General features: G+C 72.1%; 14 protein-coding genes. 3 read left to right on the top strand and 11 right to left on the bottom strand.

The genetic code is table 11. The annotated features are described in order from the left end of the window. Window positions 1–78 precede the first annotated feature (78 nt). The 7 genes from DLJ49_RS06170 to DLJ49_RS06200 form a co-directional block, all read right to left on the bottom strand. Window positions 79–885: an ABC transporter permease gene (locus DLJ49_RS06170; protein ID WP_115392661.1), complete on the bottom strand. Its 807-nt coding sequence runs from the start codon at window positions 883–885 to the stop codon at window positions 79–81. Continuing rightward, window positions 882–1,790 (bottom strand): ABC transporter permease, encoded by a 909-nt coding sequence (locus DLJ49_RS06175; protein WP_115392662.1) that lies wholly within the window; start codon window positions 1,788–1,790, stop codon window positions 882–884. The genes DLJ49_RS06170 and DLJ49_RS06175 overlap by 4 nt, the downstream gene beginning before the upstream one ends. 167 nt (window positions 1,791–1,957) lie before the next feature. Then, window positions 1,958–2,704 (bottom strand): transporter substrate-binding domain-containing protein, encoded by a 747-nt coding sequence (locus tag DLJ49_RS06180; protein ID WP_115392663.1) that lies wholly within the window; start codon window positions 2,702–2,704, stop codon window positions 1,958–1,960. A 35-nt stretch (window positions 2,705–2,739) separates the two neighbouring features. Next, window positions 2,740–3,546 (bottom strand): ABC transporter ATP-binding protein, encoded by an 807-nt coding sequence (locus DLJ49_RS06185; RefSeq protein WP_115392664.1) that lies wholly within the window; start codon window positions 3,544–3,546, stop codon window positions 2,740–2,742. Between the two features lie 118 nt (window positions 3,547–3,664). Continuing rightward, a complete protein-coding gene (locus DLJ49_RS06190) occupies window positions 3,665–4,432 on the bottom strand; it encodes a phosphate/phosphite/phosphonate ABC transporter substrate-binding protein (RefSeq protein WP_115392665.1) in 768 nt (255 codons plus the stop codon). A gap of 19 nt (window positions 4,433–4,451) precedes the next feature. Next, window positions 4,452–4,916 carry a tellurite resistance TerB family protein gene (locus tag DLJ49_RS06195; protein WP_115392803.1) on the bottom strand — a complete coding sequence of 155 codons (465 nt, stop codon included), beginning with the start codon at window positions 4,914–4,916 and terminating at the stop codon, window positions 4,452–4,454. Between the two features lie 184 nt (window positions 4,917–5,100). Then, window positions 5,101–5,553 carry a tellurite resistance TerB family protein gene (locus tag DLJ49_RS06200; RefSeq protein ID WP_115392666.1) on the bottom strand — a complete coding sequence of 151 codons (453 nt, stop codon included), beginning with the start codon at window positions 5,551–5,553 and terminating at the stop codon, window positions 5,101–5,103. Window positions 5,554–6,022: 469 nt separating this feature from the next. Here DLJ49_RS06200 and DLJ49_RS21690 point away from each other — a divergent pair, with 469 nt between their 5' ends. Beyond that, complete coding sequence (locus DLJ49_RS21690) at window positions 6,023–6,802, top strand: MipA/OmpV family protein (RefSeq protein ID WP_158547410.1); 780 nt, start codon at window positions 6,023–6,025, stop codon at window positions 6,800–6,802. Between the two features lie 193 nt (window positions 6,803–6,995). Here DLJ49_RS21690 and DLJ49_RS06210 read toward each other — a convergent pair whose 3' ends face one another. The 3 genes from DLJ49_RS06210 to DLJ49_RS06220 all read right to left on the bottom strand — a co-directional run bounded on the left by DLJ49_RS06210 (window position 6,996) and on the right by DLJ49_RS06220 (window position 10,328). After that, complete coding sequence (locus DLJ49_RS06210) at window positions 6,996–8,639, bottom strand: CTP synthase (protein ID WP_115392668.1); 1,644 nt, start codon at window positions 8,637–8,639, stop codon at window positions 6,996–6,998. Between the two features lie 210 nt (window positions 8,640–8,849). Then, window positions 8,850–9,215, bottom strand: coding sequence for a preprotein translocase subunit SecG (secG, locus tag DLJ49_RS06215; protein WP_115392669.1), 366 nt, complete (start codon window positions 9,213–9,215; stop codon window positions 8,850–8,852). Between the two features lie 72 nt (window positions 9,216–9,287). Further along, window positions 9,288–10,328, bottom strand: coding sequence for a M42 family metallopeptidase (locus DLJ49_RS06220; protein ID WP_115392670.1), 1,041 nt, complete (start codon window positions 10,326–10,328; stop codon window positions 9,288–9,290). Between the two features lie 256 nt (window positions 10,329–10,584). Between DLJ49_RS06220 and DLJ49_RS06225 the strand changes: the two genes are divergently transcribed. Both DLJ49_RS06225 and DLJ49_RS06230 read left to right on the top strand, forming a co-directional pair. Next, window positions 10,585–11,877 carry an adenylosuccinate synthase gene (locus tag DLJ49_RS06225; protein WP_115392671.1) on the top strand — a complete coding sequence of 431 codons (1,293 nt, stop codon included), beginning with the start codon at window positions 10,585–10,587 and terminating at the stop codon, window positions 11,875–11,877. Between the two features lie 64 nt (window positions 11,878–11,941). After that, window positions 11,942–12,220, top strand: coding sequence for a DUF2842 domain-containing protein (locus DLJ49_RS06230; protein WP_115392672.1), 279 nt, complete (start codon window positions 11,942–11,944; stop codon window positions 12,218–12,220). Between the two features lie 78 nt (window positions 12,221–12,298). Here DLJ49_RS06230 and DLJ49_RS06235 read toward each other — a convergent pair whose 3' ends face one another. Next, window positions 12,299–16,450: a hypothetical protein gene (locus DLJ49_RS06235; RefSeq protein WP_115392673.1), complete on the bottom strand. Its 4,152-nt coding sequence runs from the start codon at window positions 16,448–16,450 to the stop codon at window positions 12,299–12,301. Window positions 16,451–16,589: the final 139 nt, after the last annotated feature.

Consider the following 16,589-nt stretch of genomic DNA (forward strand, 5'->3'; position numbering starts at 1 on the left):
CGGGGCCGGGGCAAGCGGGCGCGCGGCGCAGACGCGCAGCGGGGCCGGGCCGATGCCGCGGCCCCGCCCTTGCGGGGCCTAGCGGATGAACTGGGGACGCCGGCGCATGGTCGCGCGCGCGTCCTTCGGCAGGTGGCGGTTGAGGTGGCGGTTGACCACGCCCATCCCGGCAATGATCGCGAGCGTCAGCAGGATGAAATAGAGGGCCACGATCGGGTAGGGCACGAAGGGGTTGAACGTCCGGTCGGCGAAGTAGCTCGCGTAGTAGAGCGCGTCGCCCCGCTGCTGCCGGGCCGGGAAGCCCGAGAAGAAGACCAGCGTGGTCGCGTGGAACAGGAAGATCGCCTCGTTGGTATAGGCGGGCCAGCCGAGCCGCAGCATCGTGGGCCACACCACCCGGCGGAACCGGGCGAAGCCCGACAGGCCGTAGGCGTCGGCCGCCTCCAGGTCGCCCCGCGGCACCGAGCGCAGCGCGCCATGGAAGATCTCGGCCGAATAGGCCGCGGTGTTGAAGAAAAGCACGACCGCAGCGCCGAGCGCTGCCGAGGTCAGCGGGTCGAAGACCGGCGAGACCTGCTTGAGCGACAGGAACCCGAAATACGCCAGGAAGAACTGGATGAAGAGCGGCGAGCCCCGGAACAGGAACACGAACCACTCCGCCGGCTTGCGCAGCCAGGCGCGGGCATCGGCCTTGGCCACGGCCAGCGCGGTGGCGAGGAAGAAGCCGGTGACGAGAGCGACGAGGCCGAAATAGACGTTCCAGATCAGGCCCGAGCCGATCAGCACCACCTGCTCGCACAGCGTGATCTCGCCGCGCGGCAGCAGGCGCTCGCCGATCCCGAGCGAGCGCAGGGCGTAGTCCTGGACGGTCTGCGCGCAGCTCATGCGCCCGCACCGGCCTGCATGTCCCCGCCCTCGCGCCGCTGCGCCTCGCCGCCCAGCGTGGCCTGGCCATGCGAGAGCCTGCGCGTGAGCCGCCCCAGCGCCACCTCGGAGATCTTCGTCATGCCGAGATAGAACACGAGCAGGAACAGGAAGTAGAAGAAGCGCCAGTCGCCGTGCGGGTAGTCCGTGAACCGCGGCGTCTTGGACGCGCCGAGCTCGCGCGCCCAGTAGACGATGTCCTCGACGCCGAGCAGGAACAGCAGCGGCGTCGCCTTCATCAGGATCATCCACAGGTTCGACAGGCCGGGCAGCGCGTAGATCCACATCTGCGGCACGAGGATGCGCCAGAAGGCCTGCCGGTCGGTCATGCCGTAGGCTTCGGCCGTCTCCATCTGGGCGCGCGGCACCGCGCGCATGGCGCCGTAGAGCACGTTGGCCGCGAAGGCGCCGAAGACAAGCGCGAAGGTGAATACGGCGAGGGCGAAGTTGTAGGCCTCGTGCCAGGCCTGCGCGGCGTTGCCGGGCGGCATCTTCGCCTCGGGACAGACGAGGAAGTTGGCGCCCTGCCGGATCGGCTCGTCCCAGTCCGGGCAGCGGGCGAGGTGAACGAGATACTCGATCCCCTGGTCGAGGGCGATCACGAAGAACAGGAAGAAGGCGATGTCCGGCACGCCCCGGACGATCGAGGTGTATCCCTTGCCCAGCAGCGACAGCGGCAGGATGCGCGAGCGCGAGGCGGCCGCGCCCGCGAAGCCGAAGGCCAGCGCGCAGGGCGCGGTGATCGCGAGCAGCAGCAGCACCGTGCCGAAGCTCACGTAGAAGTTCATGTGCACGCCCGTGGTCAGGTAGCAGGCGAGCCACGGCAGCGTGTCGAGCTGGGAGGGGTCTTCGCAGAAGGGGAACATCGGCCCTCCCGGCCCGGCGGGCCGCTGGTTGCACGTGCGGGAGCCTCCGGCGGGGATATTTCAGGCAAGAAGAAGCCGGGGGCAGGTGCGGGGCGGCGTGACGGGCCGCGCCGCCGTCGTCGGGTGCAGGGGGCGGCGCGCGTGGGCGCCGCCACCCTGCCAGGTGGTCACCTGCCGCCGACCTCGTCCAGGTCGTAGACCTGCGCCTCTTCGCCGAACCACTTGACGATCAGCTCGTTCAGGGTGCCGTCGGCCTTGAGGTCGGAAAGGATCGTGTCGAAGGTCTCCCGCAGGTCGTCGTCGCCCTCGCGGACGCCCATGCCGACGCCGCCGCCGAGCGCCACGTCATCGCCCACGAAGGACATCTCGGCATCGGCCTCGACGATCGGAACGAGGTAGTCCTTGTCGGCGAACACCGCGTCGGCCTCGCCGTTGCGCACCGCGGCCACCGTCTCGTCCGGCGTGGCGAACTCCAGAAGGGTGGCGCCCGATTCGGCCACGTGCGCGGCCTGGATCGTGTTGACCTGCGCCGCGATCACGCCGCCCGTCAGGTCGGCGTCGGGATTGGTCGAGGCATAGGCCGAAGCCGCGGGCGGAATGTAGTTCTGCGTGAAGTCGATCACCTCGTCGCGCTCGTCGGTGATGCTCATGCCGGCCATGATCGTGTCGTAGTTGCCCGACGTCAGGTTGGGGATGATCGAATCCCAGTCGTTCGTCACCCATTCGCAGGTGAGGCCGGCGCGCTCGCAGAGCAGGTCGCCGAGCTCGCGCTCGTAGCCGTCGACCTCGCCCTGGTCGTTAATGAAGTTGTACGGAGGGTAGGCGCCCTCGGTGCCCATGCGCACAACGTCCTGCGCGGCGGCAGCGCCGGCGATCAGGGCCGCGGCGGCGGCTGTGAGGATCAGTCTGGTCATGCAAGTCTCCCTGGTGGTCCGGTTCCCCTCTCCCCTCATTGGCTGTGGGAGAGGAACTTCTGCAGGCGCTCCGTTTCCGGCGCGCCGAAGATCCGGTCGGGCGGCCCCTCCTCCTCGATCTTCCCCTGGTGGAGGAAGACGACGTGGTCGGAGACGTCGGCCGCCAGCCGCATGTCGTGGGTGACAAGGAGCATCGTGCGCTCCTCGGCGGCGAGATCCTTGATCACGCGCACCACCTCCTGCTGGAGCTCGGGGTCGAGCGCCGAGGTCGGCTCGTCGAACAGCAGGGCGCGCGGCTCCATCGCCAGTGCCCGGGCGATCGCGGCGCGCTGCTGCTGCCCGCCCGAGAGCTGGGCCGGCCATGCGCCCGCCTTGTCGCCGATGCCGACCTTGTCGAGCAGGGCGCGGCCGCGCGCCTCGGCCTCTTCCCGGTCGTGGCCGAGCACGGTGACGGGCGCCTCGACCACGTTCTGCAGGACGGTCATGTGCGCCCACAGGTTGAACTGCTGGAACACCATCGACAGGTTCGTGCGGATACGGATCATCTGGACGCGGTCGGCGGGGCGGCGCGCGTGGCCCTCGCCCTTCCAGCGCACCGGCTCGCCCTCGAAGAGGATCTCGCCGCCCTGGCTGTCTTCCAGGAGGTTGGCGCAGCGCAGGAGGGTCGACTTGCCCGAGCCGGACGACCCGATCAGCGACACGACATGACCGCGCGGCGCGGTCATGTCGACACCCTTGAGCACCTCGAGCGCACCGTAGGCCTTGTGCAAACCGCGAATCTCGATGACGGGCGGCCCGGCCGGCGCAGCGTGCGCACCTGCGGACGCGTCGGGCTCTGGCATGGGGGCCGCTTCAGCGTGGGGCATGGGTCGGGCGCGCGCTCCCTCGGGTGGTGCTGGCCCGCGAGTAAGGAACGGATGGCAGCCGAATGCAACGGGTAAGGCGCGGGGAGGGGCGCTGTCAGGCCGCCGGATCGCCCGTTCGCGCGACATATGCCGCGGGATCGGGCGGAATTGGAAGCGCAAGGTAGGCGGCGGCGGGCAGGCGTGCGAGCCCGACAAGGCCGAGGGCGGCCCGGTCTTGGGCGGCGAGCGCGGCGATGGCGCACTCCACCGCCTCGGCAAGCGGGGCGGGATCGTGCCCCGGGCCCGCGATCAGCGGCAGGCCGGGGCGGGGGGCGGTGCGGTCGATCACCTGCAGGGTGGCGGCGGCCGGCTCGACGCGGGCCAGCAGGCGCCATGTCACCGCGTCGATCGCGGCAACGTCGGCCCGCCCATCGGCCACGGCACGGGCGGAGGCGGCGTGCGCCCCGGTTTCGAGCGCCGCACGGAAGATCACGCCGCGGGCGGCGGCCCAGTCGAGCGCGGCCGCCCAGCCCGATTGCGAGAGCGGGTCGTTGCAGGCGAGGCGCGGAGCGGCCGGCATGCGCTCGCCGGCGCGCGTCACGACGACCGAGCGGTAATGGCCGGGCGGGCACCCCTCGACGCCGTAATCCGGCGTGGCGACCAGTGTCACCTGCCGGTGGAGACGGGCACGGTAGGGCAGCCCGCAGGTCTGCGCGAGCAGCAGGTCGGGGTGGCGCCAGAGCGACCACAGGTCGTCGCCGCGCGTGAGGGCGCGTGGGGCGGCGATCCCCCGCCCTCGCAGACGGGCGGAGATGGCACACCACAGCCGGTCCGTCGCGCCGCGCGTCTCGGCCCCGTCGTACATGGGCAGGGCGGCGATCACCCGTCGGCCCCTCGCCGCCTCAGCCTGCTTCGGAGCCGGCGCCGGCGCCGCGCGCCTCGACCCGCTGCCGGGCGCGCGCGCTGTCGCGGTCGGCCACGCCCAGCAGGTTGGCCACCAGCCGCAGCAGCCCGTCTTCCTCGTGGTCGCGTTCGCCATCGGCCAGCACCACGTCCCACAGGGCCTCGAGCACCGCCTCGCGTTCCTCGTAGGGCACGGCATCCTTGATGGCGCGCGTGAAGCGCACCGTGTCGGGCGCCTCCGCTTCGAGCTGCTCGGCATCACGGCGGAGGGCCGTGGCCTCGAACGGCGACAGGCCGTAGCGCGCCATCACGATGCGGTCGATCCTGGCGATCTCGCTCTCGGCATAATCGCCGTCGGAACGGGCGAGCCGCACCAGCAGCGCGGTGAGGGCGCAGCGCGCGTCCGGGTCGGGAAGCGGGTCGGGATCGGATGCCGAGAGGCGGCGGAGAAGATCTGCGAACATGCGCCACATATAGTGGCGCCCGCCGAGCCGGCCAACCGCGCACCGCGCCGCCGCGCGCAGCCGATCGCGGCCCGATCCGGCGCGCACCCGGCGCATCGCGGCGCATCCCGGCGGTTCAGGGGCCGGCGTTTCAGCGGGATGCACGCGCGCGGCCCGGCACGCCCGCGGCGGCGCAGAGGGGCGGTCAGCGCGCCGGGTCGGGGTGGGCGCGCGCCTCGGCCTCGGCGGCGGCGCAGTCGTCGGGCGACAGACCCAGACGGGAGGCGGTAAGCGCGAGATAGGCCTTCTGCGGGGCGCCCTCATGGCCGTCGGCCAGCATCACCCGCCACAGCGAGACCAGGATCGCGCGTCGTTCGTCACTGCCCGTGCGCTCGCGCACCGCCTCGGCGAATCGGCCATCGGGCGGCGCCGCCGCTTCGAGGCGCTCGGCCTCGGCGCGGAGCTTGGCGGCGGCCACCGGGTCGAGCGCGTAGGCGGCACGCAGGATACGGTCGATCCGCGCGATCTCGGCGGCATCGTAATGGCCGTCGGCCTTCGCCATCCGCACCATGACACCCGCGAGCGCATGTCGCGCGTCGAGCTCGGCGAGCGGCGTCTCGTAGCGGCCGAAAAGGCGGTCGAGCAAAGCCTGGATCATGGGGGCCGCTTACCGCCCGCAGCCCGCGCTGCCAAGCGGGCAGACGCGTGGCGCCGGCGCGGCCTGCGCATTTCGGCCAGAAGGAAGCGGCGGGCAGGCCGGATGGGGACGGACGGTGCGGCGGCGACCGGCTCACCCGCGAGGCCGCGCGCCCGTCCCGGTCGCGACCCGCGCCGATGAGAGCCGCGCGGTAACCCGGAGCAGACCGGCGGCAGGAGCCGCAAGGCCCCGGGGAAGGCATTCTTGCAACGACACGGCGCGGAGCCACGCCGAATCGTCCCGTTCCATGACCCATGCCCTTGTCTTCCACCGGGACGCATCGCATGTCTCCCGCATGACGTGTCGTTCTGCCCGCGGCTCCGCCCGAACCTTTCGCACAGTCGGCCTCTCCGGGGCCTCTGCCCTCCTGGCGGCGCTTGCCATGTCGGCGCCCGCTGCCGGACAGCAGACTGCCGGACATGACGCCGCCGTGACGGCCCCGAGCTTCGGCGCCGAGGTGCCGTCGGTGGCCGACGGCTCGCTCTCGACGCAGGGGCGCGAGCGGCGGTTCGTTTTCACCGCCCTCGTGGGGGTCCAGAGCCAGCCTTCCTATTACGGTGCCGACGAGAACGAGGTCGTGCCGCTGTTCCGGCCCAACGTGCTCGCGTTCGATTTCGGCCGGCTGGAGGGCGGCGACGACGAGCTGTCGGACGACCCGCTCGAACGGCCGCTCGGCTTCGCCTTCGGCCCGTCGTTCCGCTTCATCGGCGAGCGCAATGCCGCCGATCATGACGAGTTGACCGGCCTCGACGATATCGACGCGACGTTCGAACTGGGCGCGCAGGTGGGCTATGTCTGGCCCAGCGTCGAGGCATTCGGCCAGCTCCGCTACGGCTTCGGCGGCAGCGAGGCCTGGGTTGGCGAGCTCGGCGCCTACTACGTCACGCGCCCGGCCGACAATTTCGCCCTGCGGATCGGCCCGCGCTTGCTGTTCGGCACCAACGACTACACCGACACCTATTTCGGCGTCACCGCCGACGAAGCCGCCGCGAGCGGGCTGGCCGAATACGACCCCGAGGGCGGCCTTCTGCGTGCGGGCGTCGAGGTGATCGCCACCTATCGGCTCGGCGAGCAGTGGTGGCTAGAGGGCCGCGCGCGGTGGGACCAGTTCCAGGACGACGCGGCCGACAGCCCCATCGTGCAGCAGGGCGCGCGCGATCAGGGCACCGTGTCGATCGGCGTGCGCCGGGCCTTCGTGCTCGAGTTCTGATCGGCGGCCATCATGCGGAGCGCCTTGCGGCGCATTTCCTGGCGTGGGCGCCCGTGCCGGGCGCCGGCCTCCGGCGGGGATACTTCGAGCAAGAAGAAGAACAGGGCCTTGCTCACGTCTCTGGGCCGGACATGCCGGCGAGCGATGCCGCCGAGCGGGCCATCCCCCGCGGGACGGCATGCATGCTGTGCCCTCACACGAGGCGGCTCATCTCGACGGCGGCGCGGATGAAATCCGCGAAGAGCGGGTGGGGCGCGAAGGGCTTCGACTTCAGCTCGGGGTGAAACTGGACGCCGACGAACCACGGGTGGTCGGCATGCTCGACGATCTCGGGCAGGCGCCCGTCGGGCGACATGCCGGAGAACACCAGGCCCTGCTCCTCCAGCGCCGCGCGGTAGCGGATGTCGACCTCGTAGCGGTGGCGGTGACGCTCGTCGATCCGCGTGGTGCCGTAGATCTGCGCGACCCGGCTGCCCTCTTTCAGATGCGCGTCGTAGGCGCCCAGACGCATCGTGCCGCCCTTGGCGTCGGTCGGTGCGCGCGTCACCTTTTCGTTGCCCTGCACCCATTCCTTCAGGTGGTAGACGACGGGCGTGAATCGCTTGCCGCCTGCCTCGTGGTCGAACTCCTCCGAGCCGGCGTCGGGCATCTCGCCCAAGTGGCGGGCGGCCTCGATCACGGCCATCTGCATGCCGAGGCAGATGCCGAAATAGGGCACCTTGCGGGTGCGCGCGAACTCGGCCGCCCTGATCTTTCCCTCCGTGCCCCGCTCTCCGAAGCCCCCGGGCACGAGGATGGCGTGGAACCGCTCGAGGTGCGGCGCGGGATCCTCGCGCTCGAAGATCTCGGCGTCGATCCACTCGGCCTTCACCCGCACGCGGTTGGCCATGCCGCCGTGGGTGAGCGCCTCGGCGATGGATTTGTAGGCATCCTCGAGGTCGGTATACTTGCCCACGATGGCGATGCGCACCTCGCCCTCGGCGCGGTGGATGCGCTCTGCCACGTCCTCCCACCGGCGCAGGTCGGGCCGGGGGGCGGGCGAGATGCGGAAGGCGTCGAGCACCGCCTGGTCGAGCCCCTCGCGGTGATAGGCCAGCGGCGCCTCGTAGATCGTGGCGAGATCCTGCGCCGCGATCACCGCCTCGGGCCGCACGTTGCAGAACAGCGCCAGCTTCTCGCGCTCCTTCTGCGGGATCGGACCCTCCGACCGGCACACCAGAACGTCGGGCGCGATGCCGATCGAGCGCAGCTCCTTCACCGAGTGCTGGGTGGGCTTGGTCTTGAGCTCGCCGGAGGCGCGGATGTAGGGCAGGAGCGTCAGGTGCATGAAGATGCATTGCCCCCGCTCCTTCTCCTGCGCGAACTGGCGGATCGCCTCGAAGAAGGGCAGGCCCTCGATGTCGCCCACCGTGCCGCCGATCTCGCACAGCATGAAGTCGACCTCGTCCTCGCCGATGCGGATGAACTCCTTGATCTCGTCGGTGACGTGCGGGATCACCTGGATCGTCTTGCCCAGGTAGTCGCCGCGCCGCTCCTTCTCGAGCACATTTGAATAGATGCGCCCCGACGACACGCTGTCGGTCGCCCGCGCCGCCACCCCCGTGAACCGCTCGTAATGGCCGAGGTCGAGGTCGGTCTCGGCGCCGTCGTCGGTGACGAAGACCTCGCCGTGCTCGAAGGGCGACATCGTGCCGGGATCGACATTGAGGTAGGGGTCGAGCTTGCGCAGCCGCACGGTGAAGCCGCGCGCCTGAAGGAGCGCGCCCAGCGCGGCAGAGGCAAGCCCCTTGCCGAGCGACGAGACGACCCCGCCGGTGATGAAGATGAAGCGTGCCATGGGCCCCCGTGTGCGCCGCGCCGCGCGACCCCCGGCCGGAGTCGCGCACCATTCTGACAAGCGGTCGGGCGGCGCTGCGGCCCACCCTGCCACGGGATTCAAGCTATAGGAGATTCGGGGGAGGGGCGCAATTGCTCCCCCCAACATCCTGCGGCCCCGTTGCCTGTCATCCCCAGATCGTGGGGCAGATCACCCTGTCGCCTGCGGCCCTTACTCGGCCGCCTGCGGCACCAGCGGCGCGTCGAGGGCGCCGTCGACCGACGGCGGCAGCAGCTCTTCGCCCGAGGGCAGCGCCGGTGCGTCGACCTCGCCAGAGGGAGCCGGTTGCAGCCTGTCCACCACGCTGGCCCCTTCGCCGCCGGCGGCCGCGAGGATCGTCAGCGTGATCGAGGTGCCGATGAAGGCGATGGCCAGCGCCCACGTGACCTTGCCGAGCGGCGTGCCGGGCGGACGGCCCGACATCACGCCGCCCCCGCCGCCCATGCCGAGGCCGCCCCCCTCGGAGCGCTGGAGCAGGACCACCGCGATCAGCGAGAGCGCGAGCAGGAGATGGACGATGAGGATGACGTTTGCCATGCGCGCGCACCTAGGCCCTTTCGCCGCCCCGCGCAAGGCATGAACCCGGCGCGCGGCGGCGAGCGTCCGGCCTCAGCCCGCCTGCCGCAGATAGGCGGCGAGGATGTCGCGCGCCGCGGCGAGGTCGGTCTTGTGGATCATCTCGGTCACCGTGTGGATGTAGCGCGTGCCGACCACGATCCCCACGGCGCGGGCACCCGCCGCGGCCTGCTGCGCGGCCGCACCGTCCTGCCCGCCCGAGCGCAGCATCGTGCGCTGGAACGGGATGCCCTCGGCCTCGGCCAGCGCCGCGATCTCGGCCACCAGACCCCGGTCGGCGATGAACGAGCCGTCGCGCACGTGCAGGCCGAAGCCCTTGCCCTGCTCGGTCGTGCGGTCCTGCTCGGGCACGCCGGGCGTGTCGCAGGCCAGCGTCGTGTCGACCCCGATGCCGATATCAGGCTTCACCCGGTAGGCGGCAGTGCGGGCGCCGCGCAGCCCCACCTCTTCCTGGCTGGTGAAGGCGACGTGGATCTCGGCCTTGTTGGCCGCATCGCCCAGCGCGCGGAGCGCCTCTATCCCCAGCCAGCAGGCGATGCGGTTGTCGAGCGCCTTCGACACCACCTTGTCGCCCATCTCGACCAGCGGCTCGTCCATCACCACCATGTCGCCCACGGCGATCCGCTCCTGCGCCGCCGCGCCGAGGCCGGTATCGACGAAGAACTCCGACAGCTCCGGCACCTTCTTGCGGTCCTCGGGGCTGGAGATATGGACGGGCTTGCCGCCGGGATTCATCACGCCCTTCAGATCGCCGCCCTCGGTGCACACCAGCACCCGCCGCGAGAACAGGTTGCGCGGGTCGAACCCGCCCACCGGCTGCACGTAGGCGAAGCCCTTCTCGCCGACATGGCTGACGAGGAAGCCGATCTCGTCCATGTGGCACAGCAGCATGACCTTCGCCGGCGCGTCCCCGCCGCCGCGCGCGTCGCGCCGGCACAGCAGCGAGCCCATCGGGTCGGTCTCCACGTGGTCGAACAGGCCGGCGATCTCCTCCTCGATCAGGGCGCGCACGCGGTGCTCGTGGCCCGGCACGCCGGGCGTTTCGCAGAGGCGTTTCAGAAGGTCGATGTTCATTCGCGGGCTCCCGTGTCTGTCGGGGCCGAGGTGACCCGCCTGCGCCCGATTGTCCAGCCCGTGCCAGCGGCCCCCCGTCGCGATCCACTCGCGCCGATCCCCTGCGCCGCGGCCCGCCCGGCCGAGCGGCGCGCAAGGGCGGGCGGGTGGGGCGTGCCGGTCGGCCGGGCGGGCCGCGGCGCCCTCGCAATCCCGGTTTCGCCCGCGCGCCCCTGCCGCTATAGACGCGGCCGGTTCGGCCGAGGGAGAGACGGCAATGGCGAGCGTGGTGGTCGTGGGCGCCCAGTGGGGCGACGAGGGCAAGGGCAAGATCGTCGACTGGCTGTCGGAGCGGGCCGACGTGATCGCCCGCTTCCAGGGCGGCCACAATGCCGGCCACACGCTGGTGATCGACGGCGAGGTCTACAAGCTGTCGCTCCTGCCCTCCGGCATCGTCCGAAGGGGCAAGCTGTCGGTCATCGGCAACGGCGTCGTGCTCGACCCCTGGGCCCTGATCGAGGAGATCGAGCGGCTGCGCGGCCAGGGGGTAGAGGTGACGCCCGACACACTGATGATCGCCGAGAACGCGCCCCTTATCCTGCCCGTCCACGGCGAACTCGACCGCGCGCGCGAGGCGCAGACCGGCGTCGCAAAGATCGGCACAACCGGCCGCGGCATCGGCCCCGCCTACGAGGACAAGGTGGGCCGCCGCGTCGTCCGCGTGGCCGACCTCGCCGATTCCGCGACGCTGCAGGCGCGCGTCGACCGCCTGCTCGTCCACCACGACGCGCTGCGCCGCGGGCTGGGGCTCGACCCGGTCGACCGCGAAGCCCTCGTGGCCCGGCTGGAAGAGATCGCCCCGCGCATCCTGCCCTTCGCCCGCCCCGTCTGGCGCGAGCTCGACCATGCCCGACGCGCCGGCAAGCGTATCCTGTTCGAGGGGGCGCAGGGCGCGCTGCTCGACATCGATTTCGGCACCTACCCCTTCGTCACCTCGTCCAACACGATGGCCGGCATGGCCGCCACGGGCACCGGCCTCGGCCCCGGCGCGATCGACTTCGTGCTCGGGATCGTCAAGGCCTACACGACGCGGGTGGGCGAAGGGCCCTTCCCCACCGAGCTCGACGACGCGGACGGCCAGCGCCTCGGCGAGCGCGGCCACGAGTTCGGCACGGTCACCGGCCGGCAGCGCCGCTGCGGCTGGTTCGACGCGGTGCTCGTGCGCCAGACCTGCGCCGCATCGGGCGTCAACGGCATCGCGCTGACCAAGCTCGACGTGCTCGACGGGTTCGAGCGGCTGGCGATCTGCACCGGCTACCGCCTCGACGGCCGCACGCTCGACTACCTGCCGACCGCCGCTGACGCGCAGGCGCGGGTCGAGCCGGTCTACGAGTGGATGGAGGGCTGGCAGGAGAGCACCGCCGGCGCCCGCTCCTGGGCCGACCTCCCGGCAGCCGCGGTCAAGTATGTCCGCCGGGTGGAGGAGTTGATCCGCTGCCCGGTGGCCCTACTCTCCACGTCGCCCGAGCGGGAGGATACCATACTGGTGACCGACCCGTTCGCCGGCTGACCCTGCCCGCAACCGGGCGCTCCGCGGGCGCGGGGCGCCCCCGAACGCACCGCACCGGAGCCGCATGGCCCTGTCCTACAAAGCTCGCAAGCGCTGGTCGCTCGTCGTCCTGCTGGTCGTCATGCCGGCCTACGTCGTCGTTGCCGTCACCTTCATGAACTGGCTCGACGCGACCTACGGCCGGCAGCCGATCCTGCTCGAGGCGCTGATCTACCTCGTGCTCGGCATCGCCTGGGCGTTGCCCTTCCGACGGGTGTTTCTGGGCGTGGGCAAGGCCGACCCCGACGCGCCTGACGACGAGGGCGGCGCAGGCGGGGGGCAGCAGGGCGGCGGACGGGGCTGACCCCGCCCGCCCGGGCAAGCGAACGGGCGACGGGAACCCCGCCGCCCGGCACTCGTTACCCGAACTCGCGCCTGCCGCTCAGTTGGCGACCTGGCGTGCCTCGGGCGTATAACGGGACGATTTCGATATCGTGAATTGTCCCCGGCTCACCTTGCGGATCTTGCCCTGCCGCAGGAGCTGGCCGAAGGTGCGCAGGCTCTCCTCGCGGCTCAGATCCTCCTGCCCCTCGATCCCCTCGCGGACCGCGCGCATCAGCTGCGGGTGCGAGAAGTGGGGCCGCCCCTCGACATAGGCCGTGTAGGCGGCGGCGCATTCCAGCAGGTCGGCCAGCCCCTCGGCGCCCATGCGGTCGGCGAAGTCGGCGAAGGCGGTGCTGTCGGCAAAGTGGCCGGCGGCCTCCTCGTCGGTCTTGACCATGCCGGCGCCCGACATGCCCTGGGGCGCGGTCTCGGGCGCGTCCGCGCCGTCGCTCACCGTGCCTCCGCTCACCGTCGCCGACGCGCCACGATCGAGGTCGAGCGCGAGGCGACCGCGCGTCACGCGGCGCGGCCGCACGGGGCCGGCATCGCCCTGCTCCTCGGTCACCTGGGACGCGGACGCCGCCACATCGTCGTGCGGCTCGCCGTCGCTCTCGTCGATCCGCTGCTCCGAGACCAGCATCAGCGGCGCGACGCGCGGGCGCGGCTGGTCGCCCTGAACCGGGCGGCGGCGCAGGCTGCCCGCCGCGGCGATCGCCGGGCGCTGCGGACGGACGGGACGGCGCGGCGCGATCCCGGCACCCGGCCGGCCTTCGTCGTGACCGTCGTCCTGCTGCGTCTCAGCCTCGGTATCACCCGCCTTAGCGGCAGCGCCTGCCGGCGCTTCGGCCGCTCCCTCGGACATGTCGCGCGGCAGGTCGGCGGGCGCCTCTTCGGTCCGGTCCGAAGCCACGGCCTCGTCGCCGGGCGCGTCCTCGTTCCCTGCGGGAGCCTCGTGGGCTGAGGGGGCCTCGGAGACGTTCCGATCGGCCTCGGCCTGGCCGGGATCAGATGCCTCGGAGTCGCCTGCCTCGGCCGCATGGTCCATCGTGTCTTTGGCCGGCTCGTCCGCGGGGGGAGGGGCCACGCCGGCGATGTCCGGCATGTCGGCGGCGTGCTGGGGGCCCTCTGCCGAATCGCCGGCACCCGGCGCGTCGAGACCCGTCTCCTCCTGACCGGACGCCGCAGCCTCCTCGGTCTCCAGCGTGTCCACCTGGTCGCGCTCGAACGAGATCGGCGTCGAGACGGGGCTGGTGCGCGGCTTGACCACCGCGGCGAGATCGGCGCGGTAGGCCTCGGTCGCTTCCGCGTCGTCGCGGCGCGAGGGGCCGCCATCGGCGCGTGTCGCGGCCACGGCGGCCTTGAGGTGGGCAATGGCCGAGCGGCGGCGGCGCAGTTCGGGGCCGGCGAGGCGCGAGTTGGTCGCGTCGAGCAGGCGCTCGACCCGGCTCTCTTCGGCCCCGTTGGCCCCCAGCGCGAGCGCACGGCGTTCGGCGGCGGCCTCGGCCTTTTCGGCGCGGGCGAGCTCGCCCGTCAGGCGGCTCACCGCGGCCGAGATGCTGTCCTGCATCCGCTCGGCGGCGGATCGCGGGATCGAGACCGGCTCGTCGGCCTCTGCCGCCGGGGTCTCGGGGGCCTCTGCGGCCTCGCGCCCACCCTCGACGGGCGCCTCCTCGTCGGCGGTCGCGTCGGATGTTTCGGAGGAGTCGGCGCGCTCGTCCTGGTCGGTCGTGTCCGCGCCCGCGTTCGTGTCGCCGTAGAGCCACGAGAAGTCCGGCGCGTCGGACGCCGTGGCATCGGGCTGCGCTGGCGCGGCAGGCGCTTTCGGCGCCGCGTCCGCGCTCGTGGCGATGCCGGAGAGCATCCGGGCGACGGCGGCGTCCACGTCGGGCGCGGCCCCTTCTGCCTCACGCTCCCCGGGTTGCACCGCAGCGTCGCCGGTTTCGTCGGACGTCCCGGTGCCGGGAGCCATTTCGAGCGCGGCAAGCTCGGCCATCAGGTCGGCCTCTTCCTCGGGTGCGAGCAGACCGGCCTCCGGCCCCGCCACCTCGTCGGTCCCGGTGATCGGCGCCTCCTCGGCCTCGGGGGTCTCGTCCTGCTCCCGCGCCTCGGTGAGCGCGGCCCTGAGCGGTGCGGCGAGATCGGCCTTGCGCACCCGGACGACGCGGGCACGGGCCCGGCTGGCGATCGGTTCCGCCGGCTCGCCGTGCGGCACCTCCACCTCGTCCGCGTCTGCGTGCGGCGCCTCGTCCATGCCTGCATGGGCGACCTCCTCCACGGCCTCGGCCATGTCGTCGCCCTCGGCCATGTCGTCGCTCTCGGCCTGCGCCGCATGCTCCAGGTCCGCCTCGGCCGCCTCGGGGCCAGGCTCCTCTGCCTCGACGGGCGCTTGTGCCATGCGCGCGTCCGCGTGCTCGCCTGCGGCGGGGCGCGCCTCCGTGCGTTCGCCCTCGATCTCGGCACCATCCATCGAGGTGTCGGCCTCGGCCGGCTCGGCGAAGGCGGACTCATCCACCCGGGTCTCGGCCACATCGCCCAAGGACGGGCCGAAAGCCGGCTCCTGCATGCTTCTGACGGACGTCTCGTCGTCATCGAGGCCCGGTGCGACCGCGTCGGCCGCTGCTGTCTCGGAGTGGGGCATCCCGGGCACGTCACCCTCGGATACGTAGCTCTCAGGCCACGCGGTCTCGGGCCAGGAGCTCTCGGGCGCGAACGCCTCGGGCTCGACGCTCTCCGCCGGCACGGCCACGGCGTCGTCGGTCTCTGCCAACTCGCCCTCGCCGGATCCGGTCGCGGCCGGCTCCGGGGCGGGCGCGTAAACCTCGGGCAAGGCATCCACCGAGCCGGGCTCCGCCTCCGGCGCGACCGTCGGGGCGCGTTCGGCCTCCGGCTCGAGTGCTGCCGTCTCGAATGCTTCCGTCTCGGGCGCAGCCGGCGCGCTGCCTTCAGGTTCGACCTCGGCGAAGCCGGTCACCGGCGCCGCCTGAGCGGCCTCGGAGTCAGTCTCTGCCGAGTCGCCCTCTGGCACCATGCCGTCTGCGGCGGGGGGCTCGAAGGCGACACGCTCGCCGGACATGCTCTCGGCTTCCTCGGCGCCGTCATGGACCCCGTCGTGGGCCCCCTCGTGGCTATCGACGAACTCGGCCTCGGAGGTATCCCCGGCAGCGAGGCGAGCGAGTGTCTCGGACATGCGGGGCGGCTCGGCCTGCTGCGCGCGACCCACCACGGCGCGGATGCGCGCGAGTTTTTCCTCCAGCGACACGGCGGCAGCGGCGGGCGCGGCGACAGAAACGGCTTCGGGCGCCTGCCAGCCGGCGACGCCGGTCTCGTCCCCGGCCATCTCTCCGTCGGTGGCATCCGTAGCACCGGACCCGGCCTCCGCGGTCTCTGGCTCTCCGATCTCGGGTTCGGGTTCGGGTTCGACGGCCTCGGGTTCGACGGCCTCGGGTTCGGGGGCCGCGGGTTCGGGAGCCGCGGGTTCGGTCGTCTCGGCTTCCGTCGCTTCGGCCTCGGCCGTTTCCAGATCGACGGCCTGCTTCGCGGCCGCATCGGCCCGCCCCGTCTCGGCATCAAGGGTCTCGGCCTCAAGCGTCTCGGCCCCGAGGACCTTGGAGTCGGCCTCTGTCCCGGCGATGTCCGGCGTTGCGGGCTCTTCGGCCGAGGCAGCCTCTACCTCCGGCTCCCGAACGGGCGCTTCCGGGGCTGGCGTGCCTTGCTCGGGCGTCTCGCCCTCCGGTTCGGCCATGTCGGCCAGGGCATCGGCGGCGGCCACCGGCTCGGCGGCACTCTCTTCGGAGCGGAGCCCCGACGCAGGCGAGGCGTCGCGCGCCTCGACGTCCGCCGGCCTGGGCGCTTCGGACGTTGCCATCGTCTCGGCCGGCGCCGGCGCGTCAGGCGCTGGCGCGGCCTCCGCGGTGGCGGGCGCCACCTCCTCGCGGGCGGCGGCGGCCCCCTCCTCGGTCTGCGGGCGCAACAGGATACCGCGATCGCTCACCTGCGCCTCGACGCGGCGCCGGATCTCGCGCTCGGCGATCCGCTGCAGCATCTCGGCATCCGGCGTCGGCGGCTCGGCCCCGAAGTAGCGGTCGTCGGCGGCCAGGTCGCGGAAATACTCCGCGATGGCCTTCATCGTTCCGAACGAGTCGTCGAACCCTTCCAGCGTGCAGGAAAAGGTCCCGTAGGACACCGTCAGTACCTTGTTCGATCCAACCATCGCCTCGCTCGTTCGATTGTGGGCCTTCCAGAAGGATTTACCACGCATTGGTTCGTGGATGAGAACGGAACCAAGAAATTAAAGGTATCATTTCATGGCGAAATTGTGGTGTTCCTCCGGGGATCCACGGGGAAGAGAG

It is taken from the genome of Rhodovulum sp. 12E13, assembly GCF_003340565.1.
GTDB lineage: Bacteria > Pseudomonadota > Alphaproteobacteria > Rhodobacterales > Rhodobacteraceae > HLUCCA09.